16 protein-coding genes are annotated in these 20288 nt (G+C 63.6%); 5 read left to right on the top strand and 11 right to left on the bottom strand.

Features of this window, described 5'->3' with window-relative positions; translation table 11 throughout:
- Positions 1–251: 251 nt before the first annotated feature.
- Both EXZ48_RS07505 and EXZ48_RS07500 read right to left on the bottom strand, forming a co-directional pair.
- Positions 252–1619 (bottom strand): PleD family two-component system response regulator, encoded by a 1368-nt coding sequence (locus EXZ48_RS07505; protein WP_050743053.1) that lies wholly within the window; start codon positions 1617–1619, stop codon positions 252–254.
- Positions 1620–1635: 16 nt separating this feature from the next.
- Positions 1636–2007: a response regulator gene (locus EXZ48_RS07500; protein ID WP_003547430.1), complete on the bottom strand. Its 372-nt coding sequence runs from the start codon at positions 2005–2007 to the stop codon at positions 1636–1638.
- A gap of 141 nt (positions 2008–2148) precedes the next feature.
- On the opposite strand from EXZ48_RS07500, the gene EXZ48_RS07495 reads away from it, so the two are divergent.
- The 4 genes from EXZ48_RS07495 (at position 2149) to EXZ48_RS07480 (ending at position 6644) form a co-directional block, all read left to right on the top strand.
- Positions 2149–2448, top strand: a complete 300-nt coding sequence (locus tag EXZ48_RS07495) for a DUF3572 domain-containing protein (RefSeq protein ID WP_130515084.1) — start codon at positions 2149–2151, stop codon at positions 2446–2448.
- A gap of 123 nt (positions 2449–2571) precedes the next feature.
- A complete protein-coding gene (locus EXZ48_RS07490) occupies positions 2572–3918 on the top strand; it encodes a DNA polymerase IV (RefSeq protein WP_130515167.1) in 1347 nt (448 codons plus the stop codon).
- A 131-nt stretch (positions 3919–4049) separates the two neighbouring features.
- Complete coding sequence (locus EXZ48_RS07485) at positions 4050–5363, top strand: L,D-transpeptidase family protein (protein ID WP_023514967.1); 1314 nt, start codon at positions 4050–4052, stop codon at positions 5361–5363.
- A 138-nt stretch (positions 5364–5501) separates the two neighbouring features.
- On the top strand, positions 5502–6644 hold the full coding sequence (locus EXZ48_RS07480; RefSeq protein ID WP_165909299.1) for a DUF4375 domain-containing protein: 1143 nt from the start codon (positions 5502–5504) through the stop codon (positions 6642–6644).
- A 77-nt stretch (positions 6645–6721) separates the two neighbouring features.
- On the opposite strand, the gene EXZ48_RS07475 is transcribed toward EXZ48_RS07480, so the two are convergent.
- Both EXZ48_RS07475 and dnaE read right to left on the bottom strand, forming a co-directional pair.
- Positions 6722–7420 carry a Type 1 glutamine amidotransferase-like domain-containing protein gene (locus tag EXZ48_RS07475; RefSeq protein WP_165909298.1) on the bottom strand — a complete coding sequence of 233 codons (699 nt, stop codon included), beginning with the start codon at positions 7418–7420 and terminating at the stop codon, positions 6722–6724.
- A 20-nt stretch (positions 7421–7440) separates the two neighbouring features.
- Positions 7441–10938 carry a DNA polymerase III subunit alpha gene (gene dnaE, locus EXZ48_RS07470; RefSeq protein WP_130515077.1) on the bottom strand — a complete coding sequence of 1166 codons (3498 nt, stop codon included), beginning with the start codon at positions 10936–10938 and terminating at the stop codon, positions 7441–7443.
- 338 nt (positions 10939–11276) lie between these two features.
- Here dnaE and EXZ48_RS07465 point away from each other — a divergent pair, with 338 nt between their 5' ends.
- On the top strand, positions 11277–11855 hold the full coding sequence (locus tag EXZ48_RS07465; protein ID WP_050743048.1) for a hypothetical protein: 579 nt from the start codon (positions 11277–11279) through the stop codon (positions 11853–11855).
- 21 nt (positions 11856–11876) lie between these two features.
- Here the strand turns inward: EXZ48_RS07465 and EXZ48_RS07460 are convergent, their stop codons facing one another.
- The 7 genes from EXZ48_RS07460 to nuoN form a co-directional block, all read right to left on the bottom strand.
- The gene (locus EXZ48_RS07460; RefSeq protein WP_130515075.1) at positions 11877–12563 is read right to left on the bottom strand and encodes an ABC transporter ATP-binding protein; all 687 of its coding nucleotides are present in this window, start codon (positions 12561–12563) and stop codon (positions 11877–11879) included.
- A gap of 9 nt (positions 12564–12572) precedes the next feature.
- Positions 12573–13880, bottom strand: a complete 1308-nt coding sequence (locus EXZ48_RS07455; protein ID WP_023515965.1) for a lipoprotein-releasing ABC transporter permease subunit — start codon at positions 13878–13880, stop codon at positions 12573–12575.
- A 33-nt stretch (positions 13881–13913) separates the two neighbouring features.
- The gene (proS, locus tag EXZ48_RS07450) at positions 13914–15242 is read right to left on the bottom strand and encodes a proline--tRNA ligase (protein ID WP_130515074.1); all 1329 of its coding nucleotides are present in this window, start codon (positions 15240–15242) and stop codon (positions 13914–13916) included.
- Between the two features lie 718 nt (positions 15243–15960).
- Complete coding sequence (locus EXZ48_RS07445) at positions 15961–16230, bottom strand: DUF1467 family protein (RefSeq protein ID WP_023512038.1); 270 nt, start codon at positions 16228–16230, stop codon at positions 15961–15963.
- A 154-nt stretch (positions 16231–16384) separates the two neighbouring features.
- Positions 16385–18052, bottom strand: coding sequence for a ribonuclease J (locus EXZ48_RS07440; protein ID WP_023512039.1), 1668 nt, complete (start codon positions 18050–18052; stop codon positions 16385–16387).
- 15 nt (positions 18053–18067) lie between these two features.
- Entirely contained in the window at positions 18068–18808 is a 741-nt protein-coding gene (locus tag EXZ48_RS07435; RefSeq protein ID WP_130515165.1) for a biotin--[acetyl-CoA-carboxylase] ligase, read from the bottom strand.
- Between the two features lie 23 nt (positions 18809–18831).
- A complete protein-coding gene (nuoN, locus tag EXZ48_RS07430; protein WP_130515072.1) occupies positions 18832–20274 on the bottom strand; it encodes an NADH-quinone oxidoreductase subunit NuoN in 1443 nt (480 codons plus the stop codon).
- Between the last annotated feature and the right edge of the window lie 14 nt (positions 20275–20288).

The following is a 20288-nucleotide window of genomic DNA, read 5'->3' as shown; positions in this document are numbered from 1 at the left end:
GAAGTATGCAACCATGACAAAATACCCGGTTGACGTACGGGAAGGCGATACACGACACAACCCATTGATAGGCCTCACCAAAGTCGAATAGTACGACTTATAGCCAATTTTCACCACGTGACCGGATTCTAGGGGCGGCGCGGTTCACGTACGGTCAGCAACCGGCACGAACCGTGCAACCTGCGGATTTCCAAGTCAAATGCCCGAAATATGAATTCGCCTGTGGACAACCTCGCGGCGAATCGGCCGCCTCACGCGGCGGCAGCCACGACCCGGTTTCGGCCGGAGCGCTTTGCCTCATAAAGCGCGGTATCGGCGCGCTTCAACAGGGCTTCCGGACTGTCTCCGGCCGACAGCGCACTGGCAAGGCCGAGCGAAGCGGTGATGGACAGGAAGACGTCCGTGCCGGGCACGCGGAACGGTTCCCGTTCGACGATCGTGCGGAGGCGCTCCGCGACACCTGCCGCCATGTCGGCAGAGGTATCCGGCATCACCAGAACGAACTCCTCCCCGCCGTAACGGCAGGCAAGGTCGGCGCCGCGCACGGCCGAGCGCACGCGGCTGGCGAATTCGCGCAGCACCGCATCGCCGGCATCGTGGCCATAGGTGTCGTTGACCAGCTTGAAGCGGTCGATATCCGTGATGCAGACCGACAGAGGCCGGCCCCGCGCCGTCGCGCGGTCGATCAGCAGCTTCATGTGGTTGTCGAGATAACGACGGTTGTGCAGACCTGTCAGACCGTCCGTGACGGCCAATTCGATCGTCTGGCGCACGCTGGCGCGCAGGCGGTCGTTGCAGCGCTTGCGGCGGATCTGGGTGAGGCTGCGGGCGATCAGCTCGTTCGGGTCGATCGGCCGCATCAGATAGTCCGTGACGCCGAGATCGAGTGCGCGCACCACCATGTCGTCGTCACCCTGCTCCGCGATCAGCAGGATCGGCAGAAAGCGGGTGCGTTCCAGCGAGCGGAGCTGCGAGCACAGGCGCAGCGGATCGTAGTCCTCGAAATTGGCGTTGACGATCACCAGCTCGAAATTGCTTTCGGCCGCCTGGAAGAGTGCAGCCTGCGGATCGGACATCGAGGTGACCTCGGCGATCGGCTTCAGCGCGCGGGTGATGCGCTCCTGGGAGCTGGCGCGGCCATCGACGAGGAGGATATCGCCCGGCTCGTCGCCGAGATTGCTGTCCAGCCCCTCCTCCAGGGAAATGGCGCGGGCGGTGGCCGCGCGCATGCGCAGCTCGTCCGTCAACGTCTTCAGCCGCACGAGGCTCTTCACCCGTGACATGAGTTGCAGGTCGTTGACCGGCTTGGTGAGAAAATCGTCGGCGCCGGCCTTGAGGCCGCGCACGCGGTCGGAGGGCTGGTCGAGCGCCGTCACCATGACAACAGGGATATGGGCCGTGCGCGGATTGGCCTTCAACCGTTCGCAGACCTCGAAACCATCGATGCCGGGCATCATGATGTCGAGCAGGATGAGATCCACCTGCGTGCGTTCGCACATGGCAAGCGCATCATAGCCATTCTCGGCCGTCAGCACGTCGAAATACTCCGCGAGCAGCCGCGCCTCGAGCAGCTTTACGTTTGCCGGAATGTCGTCGACGACGAGAATGCGCGCTGTCATGGCCCTGACCTCCGACTCATGCGTCGCCGAGATAGGTTTTGATGGTTTCGATGAATTTCGGAACGGAGATCGGCTTGGAGACATAGGCCTCGCAGCCGCCCTGGCGGATTCGCTCCTCGTCGCCCTTCATCGCGAAGGCTGTGACGGCAATCACCGGGATGACATGCAGCTCGTCGTCTTCCTTCAGCCACTTGGTGACTTCGAGGCCGGAGACCTCGGGAAGCTGGATATCCATCAGGATCAGATCCGGACGGTGTTTGCGGGCAAGATCAAGGGCTTCCATACCATTCCGGGTCTGGATGGTCGTATAGCCGGACGCCTCGATGAGATCCCGGAAGAGCTTCATGTTGAGCTCGTTGTCCTCGACAATCATCACCTGCTTGGGCATCGTGCGTCCCTGTTCCTCTCGCCGGCCTTGCAACCTTCCGGTGGATCGATAAGTTGCGGCAAAGCCGAAATCACCCAGCTTGTCCGCATCGACGTTAGCGCGACTTGGTTGATTAAAAGGTAAATTTCCCGAGGAAAAACGATGAAAAGCCAAAAAGATACACCCGCGGTTGCCGATGCCGAGGCAACCGCCGTCGCCATCCTCGGCTGGCTGGCCGGAGAACCCGAACTGCTCTCGCGTTTCCTCTCGCTCACCGGCGTCTCACCTTCGGATGTGCGCAATGCCATCGACGATCCCGGCTTTCTCGCCGGCCTCGTTGCTTTCCTGATGGAACACGAACCGACGCTCCTTTCTTTCAGCACCGCGACAGGTGTCACGCCGGAGGCGGTGGTGCACGCCCACGCCGTCCTCAGCGGGCCGGGCGGCAGCGACGATTTCTGAGCGGGCGGTAAGCGGGGGTCTCCACGCGCTTGCCTGTGCGTCGTCATGCCTTCACCTCCCGCAGCGCTTGAGACTCGTGAATTTAAGCGGTGATGTCGCGATGTTCAATATTTGTTCCGCATGATGAGCACAGCCGAATCGCGTTTTCCGGGCTTCTGCCGCGACTGCCTTGCCGGGCAGCCTGTGAACCTGCGCCGTTGTCGCGCATGCGGCAGCCCCCGCCTCGTCTATCATGCCGAACTCTATGGCCTGACGCTCGCCCATATCGACTGCGACGCCTTTTATGCGGCGATCGAGAAGCGCGACAATCCTGACCTTGCGGACAAGCCGGTCATTATCGGCGGTGGCAAACGCGGCGTCGTCTCCACCGCCTGCTATGTCGCACGGATCCACGGCGTGCGTTCGGCCATGCCGATGTTCAAGGCGCTGGAGGCCTGTCCCAACGCCATCGTCATCAGTCCGAACATGGAGAAATACGTCGCCGTCGGCCGGCAGGTGCGCGCGATGATGCAGGACCTGACGCCGCTCGTTCAGCCGCTTTCCATCGACGAGGCCTTTCTGGAGCTCAAGGGCACCGAACGCCTGCACCACGATCCACCTGCCCGTGTGCTCGCCCGATTTGCCCAACGCGTCGAAAACGAAGTCGGCATCACCATCTCGATCGGCCTTTCCTACTGCAAGTTCCTCGCCAAGGTGGCTTCGGACCTCAACAAGCCGCGTGGTTTTTCCGTCATCGGCGAAGCCGAGGCGCTCGACTTCCTGCGCGAGAAGCCGGTGCTCCTCATCTGGGGCGTCGGCAAGGCCTTTGCCGAGACGCTGGAGCGCGACGGCATCCGCACTGTCGGCCAGCTGCAGACCATGGAGGAAACCGACCTGATGCGCCGCTACGGCGTCATGGGCAAACGGCTCTTCAACCTCTCCCGCGGGCAGGACGACCGGGAGGTGCATGCGAACGATCCGGCCAAGAGCGTATCGGCCGAAACCACCTTCTTCGACGACATTTCAAGCTATGACGAGCTGGTGGCGCACCTGCGCCGTCTCAGCGAGAAGGTCGCCACGCGCCTGCGCAAGTCGGGCATCGCCGGCCACACCGTCGTCCTGAAGCTGAAGACGGCCGATTTCAAAGGCCGCACGCGCAACCGCAAGCTGGAAGACCCCACCATGCTCGCCGACCGCATCTTTCGCACCGGTATCGAGCTTCTGCGCAAGGAGGTGGACGGCACGAAGTACCGGCTGATCGGCATCGGCGTCAGCGATCTTGCCGATCCCGGCCGCGCCGACCCGCCCGATCTCGTCGATCCCGCCGCCAGCCGCCACGCCGCCGCCGAGGCCGCGATGAACACCCTGCGCGACAAGTTCGGCAAGGCGAGCGTGGAGACCGGCTACACGTTCGGCAAGAACGGCCCCAACCGGTTTCACGAAAAATTGACATTCAAGACCGCCGGAAAAATCGACGGACCCACCGAATAAATCCCGGCAAGCCAGCGTTCTTGACTGCATCGGGATGGCACAGATCGGGGGATCGTCTGCGTGCATCAAGCCTTCCTTAAATCGGATGCACTACGCTTCCTGCCGGTTTGTATTGCGTACGGATGGGTCACATGAAGTTTCGCCTCGTTACCGGCATGAGCATAGTGGGCCTGATGCTGAGCTGCGCCACCGCGCTCGGCGGCACGCTCGAAGGTCCGCTCCAGATCATGGTGTCGAAGGACCTGCAGGAGTTGAAGGTCTATGACGGCGGCGTGGTCGTCGCCACATCGCGCGTTTCCACCGGCAAGGCGGGACATTCCACGCCGACCGGCATCTTCTCGATCCTCGAAAAGAAGCGCACACATTTCTCGAACCTCTATGACAGCGCGCCGATGCCTTTCATGCAGCGGCTGACCTGGTCGGGCATCGCGTTGCACGCCTCCAACAGCGTGCCCTCCTACCCCGCTTCGCACGGCTGCGTGCGCCTGCCGAACGACTTTGCGAAACTGCTGTTCAGCACGACGCGCCGCGGCGGTCATGTCCTCGTCACCGACCGCGAGATCACGCCGCAGCGCATCGTGCATGCCGCGCTGTTCAAGCCTGTCGTCGTCGTTCCGGATACGCCGCTGCTCTCCGAGGCCGGCCTTCGCCCCGCGCTCATCGAAGCCGGCGAGAAGAGCGTCGAGGTGGCGATGACCGATCCGAAGCCGGAGGTCATCACGCCCATCGTACAGAGAACAGAGCAAGACCCGATCCGCATCCTGATCACCCGCCGCGGCGAGCGCGAGATGCTGATGGATCTGCAGACGCTGCTGACGACGCTCGGCTATGACGCCGGCGTGCCGGATGGCCTGCACGGCAAGCAGACCGTTACCGCCATCCGCGCCTTCCAGCTCGCGGAAGGGCTGAAGGAAGACGGCATGATCTCTCCGGAGTTTGTCGCCGCCGTCTACGCCAAGGCCGGCAAGGGGGCGCCGCCGAATGGGCAGATCCTCGTGCGGCAGAAATTCAAGCCCGTCCTCGAAATGCCGATCACCATCCGCAACCCCGAAATCGCCCTTGGCACGCATTTCCTGCTGGCCCGCGAGGTCGATGCCGACAAGGGCAAGGCGGAATGGTACGGCGTCAGCATGGACAACCAGCTTTCGCAGGCGACGATGAAGCGCCTCGGCATCACCACCGAAGCCGATGCCGCTGCCCCCGAGGTGCTGGCAAAAACCCTCGACCGGCTCGATATTCCGGAGGACATGCGCCTGCGCATTTCCGGCCTGATGGGCGAAGGCGCCTCCCTCTCCATCTCCGACACCGGGCTCGGCCCGGAAACCGGCGACGGCACGGACTTCATCACCGTGACGCGCAAGGTGCAGAAAGCCGATGCAGGAGCGGTACAGAGCGGCAAGACATCGAAGAAAAAGAAGAAGGCATCGATCACCGTCGTGAACTGACAGGCAGCTGTGGCCTGCCTTGCAGCAGGCCATCGATACCGCCTGCCGGCGAATGTCTCGACGTGGGCGCCGTCCATGACATGATGCCCCTCACTGCCTCTCCTCTTCAAAGGTGTCTGAATGACCTTTGGAAAACGCGTGACGCCACCCCAGCCGGCCCCTGTCGTCCCGATCCCTCATGCGCTTGCCAAGGATAGTCCCGGCAACGCGTCCGAGCTCGTTGCGATCGTCGTCGATTTCGTCAACCATCTCTTTTCGGCAGGCCTTTACCGCGCCGACGAGGTGCCGCATCGGCTGATCCAGCTCTACCACGCCGATTTCTACATCGCGCAGGTGCTGAACGGCGGGCACAGCCAGTTCGTTCACAATTGCGGAACACGAAGGCAGGCCATTCTTGCCAACGCCATGGCAGGGTTGTCCGCCATGGGCGCGCCCCACCATGCCGCACTGCTGGGTGAGCTCGGCCTCTGGATTGCCGCCAACCCAGACCAGGCGGATGCGCAGACCGGCTTTTCCGGCGGCCGGGACGGCGCGCTCGATGCGCTGGACAAGCGTTTCGAGGAGGCAGAACGCCTCAGGCCGGCAACGGACCAGGCGGCTGCCTGGATCAAGGCATGGCCCGACATCCGCTATCTCGATCCTGCCGGTTTCGAAGCGGCCTGGGAACAAGGTGCCCTTTCCAATCCCCGGCGTGCGCTCCGGCTGTCGAAAGCCCGCATCGAAGCCTTCCGGCAATCTCTTTCCGACCCTCTGCTCCTCGCTTTGGGGCTCGCGGCCGATGCGGCGGACGAGACCCTGATTGATCCGGGAACCACAGAGGTGATCGACATCGGCGGCCGCCGCGAAGAGGTCCGGCTCGTCCAGACGAGCTTCGGACTGCGTGGCGCAGCCTGCGCCGGCGGCTGTGTCCGCCTCTACGCCTTGCAGCTCGGCGAACGGGACGTGACCTGGACGGCCGTCTCCCTGATCGGCATCGCGGAGCGGACGGACGTCGACGCCATCACGGCCTTCGTCAGACACGAACCTGTCGCCGCAGCGGCCGACCTCCTGCTCCGCCGCGCCCGGCCCGCCGCAACCCATTGCGCGATCCAGCCCGCTGCGATGGCCGACGGCATTCCCCACCCGATTTTCCGGATCTCGATTGCCGACGACATGCTGATGCTGACAAAGGCAGGCTCGGGCTACGTCCTGGCGGGGCGCGCGCCGGGCGACACCCATGGCCCCGTCTCCTTCGCGCAAATCGCGGTGCACGAACGGGAAATCGACGGCCACGCAGGCTGAAAGGCCCCTCTTCACCGCTGCCGTCTTGAGACATGCCAGGCGACGAACATCACCGGCAGAATATCCCACGCCGCCGCCTAAGCGCTGCGTGCTGCGATTTCCTCCAGGGAAACCGTGCCGCGGGCCTCGGTGACCGCACCATCGACGATCCAGATGGCCTTGCCGAAACAGGCGACCCTGCCCTCATGCACGACCGCGCCGTCCCCATCATTGCAGGCAAGAATGGGACGCCGCGTGTGCCTGCTGTAACGAAGGAGCGCGGGGAGATAGGCCGCGTCGTCATCGAGATGCGGGAAGAATTCCAGCGGCATCAGATTGAGGGCTTCGCCCTCCACATCCTCCGGCCGTTCCCCAAGGAAGAGCGCGTCGGTCGCGATCGTCGGCGCCATGAGAATGGCGCCGGCGCTGACACCGATCAGGACACCGCCGCCTCGTGCCCAGTCCCGCAGGGGCGCGAGCAGCGCACTGCGCTTCAGCCGCATCAGGAAATCGCCGGTATGCCCGCCGGAAAGGTGAATGGCATCGCAGGCGAAGAGCCGGGCGACGTCCATGGCATCCCGGGTGAGGTCCAGGTCGTGATAGAGACAGAGATCAAGGCCAAGCCGCGCGTAATAGGCCCTGCCCGCCTGAAAAAACGTACGCTCCGGATCCGGGCCCGACGCAACGTAACCGACCCGGGCGCCGCCGCGCCGCTCACGAAGGAGGCCCAAGAGACAGGCATCGATCTCCGCGCCCTCGCCCGCGGTCTGGTCGCTGTAGAGGACGAGGTTGACCAAGACACTCCGTCTCCCGTGCCTCAGACCAGTTCCACGTCCAGCACACCCGGCGTCGAGCGCATGGCGGCGGCGATTTCCGAGGAAATGCGGAAGCGTTCATTGAGCTCCACCTCGATTTCCCGCTGGCCGTTGTCCTTGATCACGATGAAGGAGACGAGGCCGTCGCCCTTCGTGTTGAGATGGGCGGCGATGGAGCGAAGCGGGCCGCTGTCGCGCACGTAGACGCGCAGCGCCTTCTGCGTCTGCAGCGATTCTTCCTCCAGCGAGCGCAGCGTCTGGATGCGCAGGCCGATGCCTTCCGGCCGCTCTTCCGCCTGCACGGTCAGGACCAGCGACTTGCCGGGCTCCAGCAAGTCGCGGTACTGGTTCAGCATTTCGGAGAACAGCACTGCCTCGAACTGGCCGGACGAATCGGAAAAGGCGACGATGCCCATCTTGTTGCCGGTGCGCGTCTTGCGCTCCTGCTTGGAGGTCACCGTGCCGGCGAGGCGACCGGCGGTCGCGCCGCGCTTCACCGCCGCGGCGAAGTCACCGAAGGTCTGCACGCGCATCTTGGAGAGGATCGGCGCATAGGTGTCGAGCGGGTGGGCCGACAGGTAGAAGCCGAGCACCTGAAATTCGCGGTGCAGTTTTTCCGAGGCGAGCCAGGGCGTGTAGGACGGAAGCGTGATGACCTCCGGCCCCGTTGCCGCGCCCATGCCGAAGATATCGCCCTGCCCGCTCGTCTTGTTTTCCTGCGCGCGCTGGGCGGCGCCGAGAAGCCTGTCGAGGCCGGCGATCATCGCCGCGCGATCATGGCCGAAACAATCGAAGGCGCCGGCGACGATCAGGCTTTCGAAGACCCGGCGGTTGACGAACTTGGGGTCGATGCGCACGCAAAAATCTTCCAGACTCTTGAACGGCGCCGTACCGCGCACATCGACGATATGCTGCACCGCGGCCCCGCCGACGCCCTTGATGGCGGCAAGCGCATAGTAGATGCGGTTTTCCCCGGTCTCGAAATGAGGGAACGAGGTCTGCACCGAGGGCGGGATGACCTCGATACCGAGCCGGCCGGCATCCTGCCGGAAATCGTTCAGCTTGTCCGTGTTGGACATATCGTAGGTCATCGACGCGGCGAGGAACTCGACCGGGTAATGCGCCTTGAGATAGGCCGTCTGGTAAGAGACGATGGCATAGGCGGCGGCGTGCGACTTGTTGAAGCCATAGTTCGCGAACTTGGCGAGCAGGTCGAAGATGAGATCCGACTGCGGCTTCGACACGCCGTTCTTGACGGCGCCATCGACGAAGCGGGCGCGCTGCTTGTCCATTTCCTCCTTGATCTTCTTGCCCATGGCGCGGCGCAGTAGATCGGCTTCGCCGAGCGAATAGCCAGACAGGACCTGGGCGATCTGCATCACCTGTTCCTGGTAGACGATAACGCCCTGCGTCTCCTTGAGGAGATGGTCGATCATCGGGTGGATCGATTCGATCTCCTCCTCGCCGTGCTTGCGGGCGTTGTAGACCGGGATGTTCTCCATCGGGCCCGGGCGATAGAGCGCCACCAGCGCGATGATGTCTTCGATGCAGTCGGGCCGCATGCCGATCAGCGCCTTGCGCATGCCCGCGCTTTCCACCTGGAACACGCCGACCGTCTCACCGCGCGACAGCATCTCGTAGGTCAGCTGGTCGTCGAGCGGCAGGCTTTCGAGCTTTACCTCGATTGCGCGCTTGCGGATGAAATCGACCGCCGTCTTCAGCACCGTCAGCGTCTTCAGGCCGAGGAAGTCGAACTTGACGAGGCCGGCCTGCTCGACCCATTTCATGTTGAACTGGGTGACCGGCATGTCGGAGCGCGGATCGCGGTACATCGGCACGAGCTGCGAGAGCGGACGGTCGCCGATCACGATACCGGCGGCGTGCGTCGACGCGTGGCGGTAGAGGCCCTCGATCTTCTGGGCGATGTCGAGCAGGCGCGCGACCACCGGCTCCTTCTCCGCCTCTTCCTGCAGTTTCGGCTCCTCTTCGATCGCCTTGTAGAGCGGCGTCGGGTTGGCCGGATTGTTCGGCACGAGCTTGCAGATCTTGTCGACTTGGCCATAGGGCATTTCGAGCACGCGGCCGACGTCGCGCAGCGCCGCGCGCGCCTGCAGCGACCCGAACGTGATGATCTGCGCCACCTGCTCGCGGCCGTATTTCTGCTGCACGTAGCGGATCACCTCTTCGCGGCGGTCCTGGCAGAAGTCGATGTCGAAGTCCGGCATCGAGACGCGTTCCGGATTGAGGAAGCGTTCGAAGAGCAGCGAGAAGCGCAGCGGATCGACGTCGGTGATCGTCAACGCATAGGCGACGAGCGAGCCCGCGCCCGATCCACGCCCCGGGCCGACGGGGATGTTGTGCTGCTTGGCCCATTTGATGAAGTCGGCAACGATCAGGAAGTAGCCGGGGAACTTCATGCGTTCGATGACGCTGAGCTCGAAGTCCAGCCGCTCGCGATAGTCCTGTTCCGTATAGCCCGGTGTCAGGCCGAGCAGTTCCATGCGGCTTTCCAGCCCCTCCACGGACTGGCGCCGCAGTTCCGCGGACTCCGCGCGCTCCGCCTCCTCCGGATCGTCCGTCGCGCCGGTGAAACGCGGCAGGATCGGCCCGCGTGTCTGCAGCACGAAGGAGCAGCGCCGGGCGATCTCGATCGTGTTCTCCAGCGCCTCCGGCAGGTCGGCGAAGAGCTTCGCCATGTCCTTGCGGCTCTTGAGATAATGGTCCGGTGACAGGCGGAAACGGTTGTCGTCCGACACCATCGCATTGTGCGCCACCGCCATCAGGGCGTCATGCGCATCGTAGTCGTCGGGGGCCGGGAAGAACGGCTCGTTGGTCGCGACCAGCGGCACGTCCTCCGCATAGGCGAGCTCGACCATGCGCCGTTCATGCTGCCTGTCAAAGCGGCCGTGCCGCTGCAATTCGATATAAAGCCGGTCGCTGAACACCTGCTTCAGCGCGTGAAGCCGCGCCCGTGCGACGACCGGCTGGCCGGCGAGGAAGGCCATGTCGACGGGGCCGCCGAGCGCACCGGAAAGCGCGATCAGTCCTTCCGCTCCCTCTTCCTGCAGCCAGCTATAGGCAATGCGGATCGCCTGGCTGCCTTCGCCGCCGAGATAGGCACGGCTGACAAGCGCGACGAGCCGGGCGTAGCCCGCATCCGTCGCCGCGAGAAGGACGATCGAAGGCAGCTTTGCAAGCTGGGCCTGCCCGCCGCGACGCTCGCCTTCCCCCTCGTCTTCCATGTCGATGGACAGCTGGCAGCCGATCAACGGCTGAATGCCGTCGCCGACTGCCTTCTGCGAGAATTCGAGCGCCGCGAACAGATTGTTCGTATCAGTGATCGCGATCGCCGGCTGCTGGTCGGACATCGCCTTGCCGATGATCTTCTTGATCGGCAGGGCGCCTTCGAGCAGCGAGAAGGCCGAATGGACGCGCAGATGCACGAATTCCGGCGTCTCTTCGATTGTCACGCCATCCGTCTTCTGCGCCGCGTCCGCCATGCCATCATCCTTCCGATCAGGAAGGGAAGCTTAAGCGGATTCGCACCCCTCCCGTCCAGACCGTTCTTGGCGTTGCACCCGCTTTCCACGCATGCAACACCGACCGGACGCGGACATACAGTCAGATGCCGAAGAGGATGACGGAGAAGCTGGCGACGAACATGGCCATGGAGGTGAATGCTGCAAGATCACGAAGAAAATCGGTCATTGTGGCTCCCTTTCCTTTTATGTTTTTATTTTGTTCTATTATTGTTCTCATGTCAACCCTTATCCACAGGCCCTCTGGACCGGCATTGCGCGGCACAATAAGGTCGCGTCGATCACATGGAGGAAATGAGATGAAGTCGTTGAGTGCCGCCCTTCTGCTGTCGCTTGCCCTGCCCCTTGCGGCCGAGGCCGCGGACTTTCCGGCCGAGCGCGTCGCAGCCATGGCGAGCGGCGACTGGAACAAGGACGGCGTGGCCGATCTTGTCCTCGTCGCAACGCCGGGCGACAACAGCGGCGAGGACAACGGGCTTTACGTCTATATCGCCAAGCCGGAAGAGAACCGCCTGACGCTCGCCCTCACGCTGCCCAACACCATCTGGGGAAACCTCGCCATGTATGGGCAGGAGCCGGAGCTCGCCGCGCTCGCCAACGGCTCGTTCACGCTGACGACGAAGAACGATTCGGTCGGCCGTGACCGCTGGCGGCAATCACTGACCATCGCCTACCGCAATTTCGATTTCATCGTCGCGGGCTATACGTTCTCGTCCTACGACACGCTCAATCCGGACGCCGGCAGCGAATGCGATCTCAACGTGCTGACCGGCAAGGGCAAGGCCCGCGGCCAGCCGATTGCCGGCAGGGCGCAGTTCGTGCTGCTCAAGGATTGGCAGGACGATGTCGGCCGCTCGATCTGCGGCCTCGACAACTGACAGGAAAAACCGGGACCGGCCTCAGGCGAGTTCGCGCACGAGGCCGTCCTCGATCGTCACGCGACGATCCATCAGGCCGGCAAGCTCGTGGTTGTGGGTCGCGATAAGCGCGGCAAGGCCGGACTGGCGGGCGAGCGCCTCCAGCGCCTCGAAGACATAACCCGCAGTCTCGGGGTCAAGATTGCCGGTCGGCTCGTCAGCCAGCAGAAGAAGCGGCGCATTGGCGACGGCGCGCGCGATGGCGACGCGCTGCTGCTCCCCGCCGGAAAGTTCCGAGGGGCGATGGTCTGCGCGATGGCCGATGCGCATGTAGTCGAGCAGCTGGGCGGCGCGCTCGCGCGCCTCCGCCTTGGTGAGGCCGGAGATGAGCTGCGGCATCATGATGTTTTCCAGCGCGCTGAATTCCGGCAGCAGGTGATGGAACTGGTAGACGAAGCCGATCTCGCTGCGGCGAATTGCCGTGCGCTGGTCATCGGCGAGCGTCGCGCAGGAATGGCCGTTGACGAAGACATCGCCGGCATCCGGCTTCTCGAGAAGGCCGGCGACATGCAGCAGGGTCGACTTGCCGGTGCCGGACGGGGCGACGAGCGCAACGGTCTCGCCGCTCTTCAGCGTGAAATCGGCTCCCTTCAGGATCGACAGCAGGGTCTCGCCCTGGCCGTAGTGCCGTTCGATGCCCTTCAGTTCCAGAGCGACGCGCGCATTCATGCGTTTATCCTATTCGTACCGCAGGGCCTGGACGGGATCGAGCTTGGAGGCACGCCAGGCAGGGAAGATCGTCGCGAGGAAGGAGAGCGCCAGCGCCATGACGATGACCGAGACCGTCTCGCCGGCATTCATGTCCGCCGGAAGCTGGCTGAGGAAATAGAGCTCCGGATTGAACAGCGTCGTGCCCGAGAGCCACGAGAAGAACTGCCGGATCGATTCGACATTGAGGCAGACGACAACCCCGAGCAGCACGCCCGCAAAAGTGCCGACCGTGCCGATCGCCGCGCCCGTCATGAAGAAGATGCGCATGATCGAGCCTGACGTCGCCCCCATGGTGCGCAGGATCGCAATGTCGCTGCCCTTGTCCTTCACCAGCATGATGAGGCCGGAGATGATGTTGAGCGCGGCCACGAGCACGATCAGCGTGAGGATCATGAACATGACGTTGCGCTCGACCTGCAGGGCCGAGAAGAAGGTGCGGTTGCGCTGGCGCCAATCGGTGATGAAGATCTGGCGTTCGGCGGCGGCCTCGATCGGCTGGCGCAGGTCGTCGACATCGTCGGGGTTGGCGACGAACAGTTCGATCGACTGCACGATGCCTTCGGCATTGAAATAGAGCTGTGCTTCTTCGAGCGGCATATAGATGATCGACGCGTCGTATTCCGACATGCCGATCTCGAAGATGGCCGAGACGGTGTAGGTCTTCACGCGTGGATTGACGCCGAGCGGCGTGACGTCGCCCTCGGGTGCGACGAGCGTGATCTGGCCGCCGGCGCTGAGGCCGAGCTGTTCGGCCATACGCGAGCCGATCGCGACGCCGCTGCCGGCGGCAAAGCCCACGAGGTCGCCTTCCTTGATGTTGTCGGAGACGGCCTTCATCTTGGCAAGGTCGTCGGCGCGCACGCCGCGCACCAGCGCGCCGGTCCCCGCGCCCGCAGTGCCGGAGGCCAGCGTCTGGCCCTCGACGAGCGGGATCGCCATGGTGATGCCCGGGACAGCGGAAAGCCGCTCGGCGAGCGCGGCATAATTGTTCAGCGGCGTATCGATCGGCTGGACGATCATGTGGCCGTTGATGCCGAGGATGCGCGAGATCAGCTCGGTGCGGAACCCGTTCATGACGGCCATGACGATGATGAGCGTCGCGACGCCCAGCATGATGCCGATGAAGGAGAACCCGGCAATCACCGAGATGAAGGCTTCCTTGCGCCGGGAGCGCAGGTAGCGCCAGGCGACCATCCGCTCGAAGGCGGAGAACGGGCGGCTCTTGTTGAAGGCCTGCGCCCCGGTTGCAGATGCACCGCTCGCTGCGTCAGCCATGATTCCTCCCGTTGCCGCCTGCGCCTGCGGGCATCAGTTGCCGGATGTCAGGCGGTTGATCGCCGCCTCGATGGTCAGCGTCTCGCGCTCGCCGGTCTTGCGGTCCTTGATCTCAACCTCACCGTTCGCAATGCCCCGCGGACCTGCAATGACCTGCAACGGCGCGCCAATGAGGTCGGCGGTCGCAAACTTCGCGCCGGCACGTTCATCCTTGTCGTCGTAGAGCACATCGATGCCGGCGTTCAGCAGTGCGCCGTAGATCTGCTCGCAGGCCGCGTCGCAGGCGGCATCGCCCGACTTCATGTTGATGACGACGACTTCGAACGGCGCGACGGCCTTCGGCCAGATGATGCCGTTCTCGTCATGCGAGGCTTCAATGATGGCGGGCACGAGGCGCGTCGGGCCGATGCCGTAGGAGCCCATGTGCACGGTGTGTTCCTTGCCGTCAGGGCCCTGAACCTTGGCACCCATGGCTTCGGAATATTTCGTACCGAAATAGAAGATGTGGCCAACCTCGATGCCGCGGGCCGACAGGCGTTCGCCTTCCGGAATCGCCTCGAAGGCGGGCGCGTCGTGCATCTCGGAAGTGGCCGCATAGCGCGAGGTCCACTTTTCGAAAATGCCCTTGAGGCCTGCGACGTCCTCAAAGTTGGTGTCTTCGCCGGGAACGTCGAAGTTCAGGAAGTCCTTGTGGCAGAAGACTTCGGATTCGCCGGTATCGGCGAGGATGATGAATTCGTGGCTGAGGTCGCCGCCGATCGGGCCGGTATCGGCGCGCATCGGAATGGCGCGCAGGCCCATGCGCGAGAAGGTGCGCAGATAGGCCGTGAACATGCGGTTATAGGCGTGCACGGCGCCCTCGCGGTTGAGATCGAAGGAATAGGCGTCCTTCATCAGGAACTCGCGCGAGCGCATGGTGCCGAAGCGCGGACGGATCTCGTCGCGGAACTTCAGCTGGATATGATAGAGGTTGAGCGGCAGGTCCTTGTAGGACTTCACAAACGAACGGAAGACGTCCGTGATCATTTCCTCGTTGGTCGGGCCGTAGAGCATCGGGCGCTCCTGGCGATCCTTGATGCGCAGCATCTCCTTGCCGTAGGCGTCGTAGCGGCCGCTTTCCTGCCAGAGCTCGGCGGACTGCAGCGTCGGCATCAGCAGCTCGACGGCGCCGGAACGGTTCTGTTCCTCGCGGATGATGGCGTTCACCTTGTCGAGGACGCGCTTGCCCAGCGGCAGCCAGGTATAGATACCCTGGGACTGCTGCTTGACCATGCCCGCACGCAGCATGAGCCGGTGGGAGACGATCTCGGCCTCCTTGGGGTTTTCCTTGAGGATGGGCAGGAAGAAGCGGGAAAGGCGCATATCGGGTTCCGGAGTGACTGATCCGCCCTATTTCGGGAATCGGGCAAAATGACGTTGATTTTGATGCGTTCATAAACGCTTCGCCACAGGAAGGAAACCCGGCAGCCCGAGGCGGAACACCGACTCAGGCGAGCCGTCCACCGCCCGAGCGATCCAAAGAAATGTGGCAGAAAAATGGGGCCGCCAATAACAGAAATTGCGCGCGCCTTGTCAATGGAAAAATTTTATTCCACTGTAGCAAAAATGCAAAAAAAGCGGATGACAACGCCTAACGTTTGGGCTAGTTTCAGGCCACAAAACAGGCAAGAAGTGCAAATTCTTGCCATTTTCGCGGTCAAGTCTTGGGAGGATCAGATCTTTGGCGCGCGCAGACGCTGCCACCGCACAACGGATAAAGATCACGCGATACCTGTAAAACAAGGCTTTCAGCCTTGTTTTTTTTTGCCTTTTATCGACGACGCTTCCGCCTCTAGCAAATTCGCCGGGAAGGTCCATGCGTCAAAGACGCACACCGCGCGCGCTCCGCGACACTCCGCCTCACCCGAAGGGATGCAAATCCCTCGGCATGCACATGACTCGGCGTCAGAGGTCCGCTCCGCCGGCAATTTCCTGAAAAATGGGAGAGACGCCCAGGGGAAGACTTTTCCTGAACAGCCCGGGACACCTGGAATGGCTTGCCCCTGGCCCCGGCGGGCGCGTTAACCTTTGTGGCAGCCGCCTATCTGAAACTCGGCATGAACTGCGGAATGGAATCGATGCCGTAGCCGAGGCGCACCGACAGGACGTACCAGGTGCCGTAAATGATGGCGGAAACGATCGTCGTCGTCAGAACGATGCGGCCACCGCGGAACCGTGCCGGCGCGCTTTCCACCGTACCGGGCACCACCTCCTCCGCCTCCGCCTGCGTCCTCAGCCCGAAGGGCAGCACGGCAAAGAGCGTCATCCACCAAACGATGAAATAGACGGCGAAGTAGGAAAAGATCTGCATGGGCGGCCTCTCGTGCGACAACGGCTCTTTTACGCTTGTCGCGAACGAAGTTCAAACGGCGCAAGGGCGGCGTGCTGTCACACCCGTTTCGGCGGTGCCGTGCGTCCCCGCCGCGCCTGTGGCGACGGGGATGAATGCGCCTGTACCTGCCTCGTCAGACCTTTGTCAGGAAAACGGTGACGACGGGCTTCTTGCCCCAGATCTCGTTCGCCGTGGAGCGCACCGCGCGGCGCACGGCCTCGCGCACCATCTCAAGGTCCTTGCGGCGCGCACGCGGGATGCTTTCGACGGCGCCGAGCACGGCGTCATAGAGCGTATCACCCATGTCCTCGCCCTCGTCGTCGAACTGCGGCAGGCCGAAGGGCTCCACCTCGGGATCGCCCTGGAAGTCGTAGCGGCTGTCGAGCAGGATGCTGACGGCGACATGGCCGACGAAGGCGAGCTTGCGGCGGTCGCCGATGCCCATCTCGTCATAGTCGCCGATGAGATTGCCATCCTTGAAGATACGGCCGAAGGGCGCGTGATCGACGACCTCGGGCTCACCCGGCGCCAGCCTCAGGATATCGCCGTTGCGCACGCGCGGCACGTCGGCGATGCCCGACTGTTCGGCAAGCTCGGCATGGGCTGTGAGATGTGCAGCCTCGCCGTGCACGGGCACGACCATCTTCGGCCGCGTCCAGCCGTACATCTGCTGCAGTTCGTGGCGGCGCGGGTGGCCGGAAACGTGCACCAGCGCCTCGCTGTCGGTGATGACGTTGATGCCCTGCTCCACCAGCCCGTTCTTGATGTCGTTGATCGCCTTCTCGTTGCCCGGAATGGCGCGCGAGGAGAAGATGATCGTGTCGCCATCGGTGAAGGCGACGTTGCGCATCTCGTCGCGGGCGATCTTGGCGAGGGCCGCGCGCGGCTCGCCCTGGCTGCCGGTCAGGATGACGACGACCTTGTCGCGCGGGATATAGCCGAACTCGTCTTCCGCGATGAAGGGCTTCAGGCCTTCCATGAGGCCGATGTCGCGGGCGACTTCCGTCACGCGCTTCATGGAACTGCCGAGCAGAAGCACCTCGCGGCCGGCAGCTTCGGCAGCCTGGGCGATGGAGCGGATGCGGCCGACATTCGATGAGAAGGTGGTGATGCCCACCCTGCCCTCGGCGGCCTCGATGATCTTGGTGAGGCTTTCCGACACTTCACGCTCGGAGGGCGAAACGCCATCGCGCAGCGCATTGGTACTGTCGCAGATCAACGCCAGCACGCCCTCGTCGCCGAGTTTGCGGAAACGCGTCTCGTCCGTCAGGGGGCCGAGCGAGGGATCAAGGTCGATCTTCCAGTCGCCGGTGTGGATGACGGTGCCGAGCGGCGTCTTGATCGCCAGCGACATCGGCTCGGGAATGGAGTGGTTGACGCCGATCGCCTCGATCTCGAACGGGCCGACATTGATACGGTCGCCCTGCTTGAAAATCGTCACCGGGATTTCGGTGCGGCTCCTCTCGTAGTCGCGCTTGGCCTCCAGCATACCTGCGGTGAAGGGCGAGGCATAGACCGGCACATTGAGACCCGGCCACAGCTCGTTCAGCGCGCCGTAATGGTCCTCGTGCGCATGGGTGATGATGATGCCCTTGAGATTCTTGCGCTCCTCGGCGAGGAAACGGATATCGGGCAGCACGAGATCGACCCCCGGCAGGTCCGGCCCCGGAAAGGTGACGCCGCAATCGACCATGATCCACTGGCGGTTCTTCTTCGGGCCGTAGCCGTAGAGCGCCAGGTTCATGCCGATTTCGCCGACGCCGCCAAGCGGCAGGAATACCAGTTCGTCTTCTTTTGCCATCGGCTTCTAAAATTCCTATCCAAAAAACACGTCGCCGGCCGCGATCAATCGCGTGCCGCCGTCATCCGTCTCCAGTTTCAGGAGACCTGTATCATCAATTCCGGAAAAGCGCCCGGAAATAGAACGGTCGGGCAGATTGACCGTGATGTTTTCCCCGATGCCGCCCGCCACCCGTTTCCAGCGCTCCATGATGGCGACAATGCCCTGTCCGCCGTCCCACAGCGACAGGGTCGTCGCCATCGACTGGAAGAGATGGGCGAACAGCTCCTCCGGCGAAGCAGTGGCGCCGAACTCGCGCAGCGTCGCCACGGGGTAGAGCCCGGCATCCGGCGCGACGGCGACATTGATCCCGATGCCGATGACCAGCCCGTGGCGCCCGTCGGGAAGCGTCTCCCCCTCGATCAGAATGCCGCAGACCTTGCGGCGATCGACGAGGATGTCGTTCGGCCACTTGATCAGCACATCGGGCGCATCGAGCGGCATGATGCGGCTCACCCCGTCCTGCACGGCGACGGCGACGGCGAGCGGCAGGGAGCCGAGCCGGTCCATCGGCGCAGGATCGATCAGGAGCAGCGAAGCGTAGAGATTGCCGGGCTCGGAAAACCAGGCGCGTCCGCGCCGGCCGCGACCGCCCGTCTGCCGCTCCGCCGTGATCCAGAGACCGGAAAGCGCGCCCTTTCGGGCGCGCTCCAGGCATTCCGTATTGGTCGAGCCCACTTGCGCGAGCGCCTCATGCCGGAAGTCGTCCAGCGACATCCGGCGGTGCGTGCCGGACCCGCTCAAAAGAACGTCCGGGCCGCAGCTTCGGCGGCAGCGCCGATCGGCCCGCCGATCAGCACGTAGCCGACGACGAACAGGCCGGAAAGGCCGAAGACCAGCTTCAGTTCGCCGGCCGTGCGGGCGAACTCACCCGTCGGCTCGTCGAACCACATCACCTTGATGATGCGCAGGTAGTAGTAGGCGCCGACGACCGAGGCGAGCACGCCGATGATGGCGAGCGCATAGAGATGCGCCTCGATGGCCGCCATGAAGACGAAGTACTTGGCGAAGAAGCCTGCCATCGGCGGGATGCCGGCGAGCGAGAACATCAGGATCGTCAGAACGGTCGCCATGAACGGGTTGGTCGAGGCAAGGCCCGCCAGGTCGTCGATGTCCTCGACATTGCCGCCTTCCTTGCGGCGCATGGCGAGGATGATCGCGAAGGTGCCGAGCGTCATGACCATGTAGATCAGCATATAGAGCGCAACGCCGCGCACGCCCGCCATGGAGCCGGCGGCAAGGCCAACCAGCGCATAGCCCATGTGGCCGATCGAGGAATAGGCCATCAGGCGCTTGATGTTGCGCTGGCCGATGGCCGCGAAGGCACCGAGCAGCATGGAAGCGATCGAAATGAAGACGATGACCTGCTGCCAGTCGGCAACGACGGGCTCGAAGGCTTCGATGACGATGCGCACGAGCATGGCCATAGCGGCGACTTTCGGCGCAGCGGCGAAGAAGGCCGTGACCGGGGTCGGCGCACCTTCATAGACGTCCGGCGTCCACATATGGAACGGCACGGCCGAAATCTTGAATGCGAGGCCGGCAAGAATGAACACCAGGCCGAAGACGAGACCGAGCGAGCGGCCCTCGGCGGTCAGCGCGGCGGCGATCTCCTGGAAGCCGATATGGCCGGTGAAGCCGTAGACCAGCGACATGCCGTAGAGCAGCATGCCGGAGGAGAGAGCGCCGAGCACGAAGTACTTCAGGCCCGCTTCCGTCGAACGCAGGCTGTCACGGTTGATCGCGGCGACGACGTAGAGCGCCAGCGACTGGAGCTCCAGCGCGAGATAGAGCGACAGAAGGCTGTTGGCCGAGATCATCAGCAGCATGCCGAGCGTCGACAGCACGATGAGCACCGGAAACTCGAAACGGTCGAGCTGCTCCGAGCGGGCGTGGCCGACCGTCATCACCATGGCGGTGATCGAGCCGATCAGCGCCAGCACCTTCATGAACTTGGCGAAGGGATCGGAGACGAAGGCGCCGCCATAGGCCTGGCCCTCGCCCGTGGCGAGCCCCAGCCAGAGGCCGGAGATGATGAGCAGCGCGACGGCAAGCCCCGTGACGGTCGTGCCCGAGCGTTCGCCCGAGAACACGCCGATCATCAGAAGGGCCAGAGCGCCGACGGCAAGAATGATCTCGGGGGTCGAGAGTTGAAGGCTGGCAAGGATCGTATCAGCGGTCATGTCTTCGAGTCCCG

Source organism: Shinella sp. JR1-6, assembly GCF_004284735.1.
Taxonomy (GTDB): Bacteria; Pseudomonadota; Alphaproteobacteria; order Rhizobiales; family Rhizobiaceae; genus Shinella.
The sequence above is the reverse complement of the archived record's forward strand: the minus strand, read 5'-3'. Positions and strand labels throughout refer to the sequence as shown.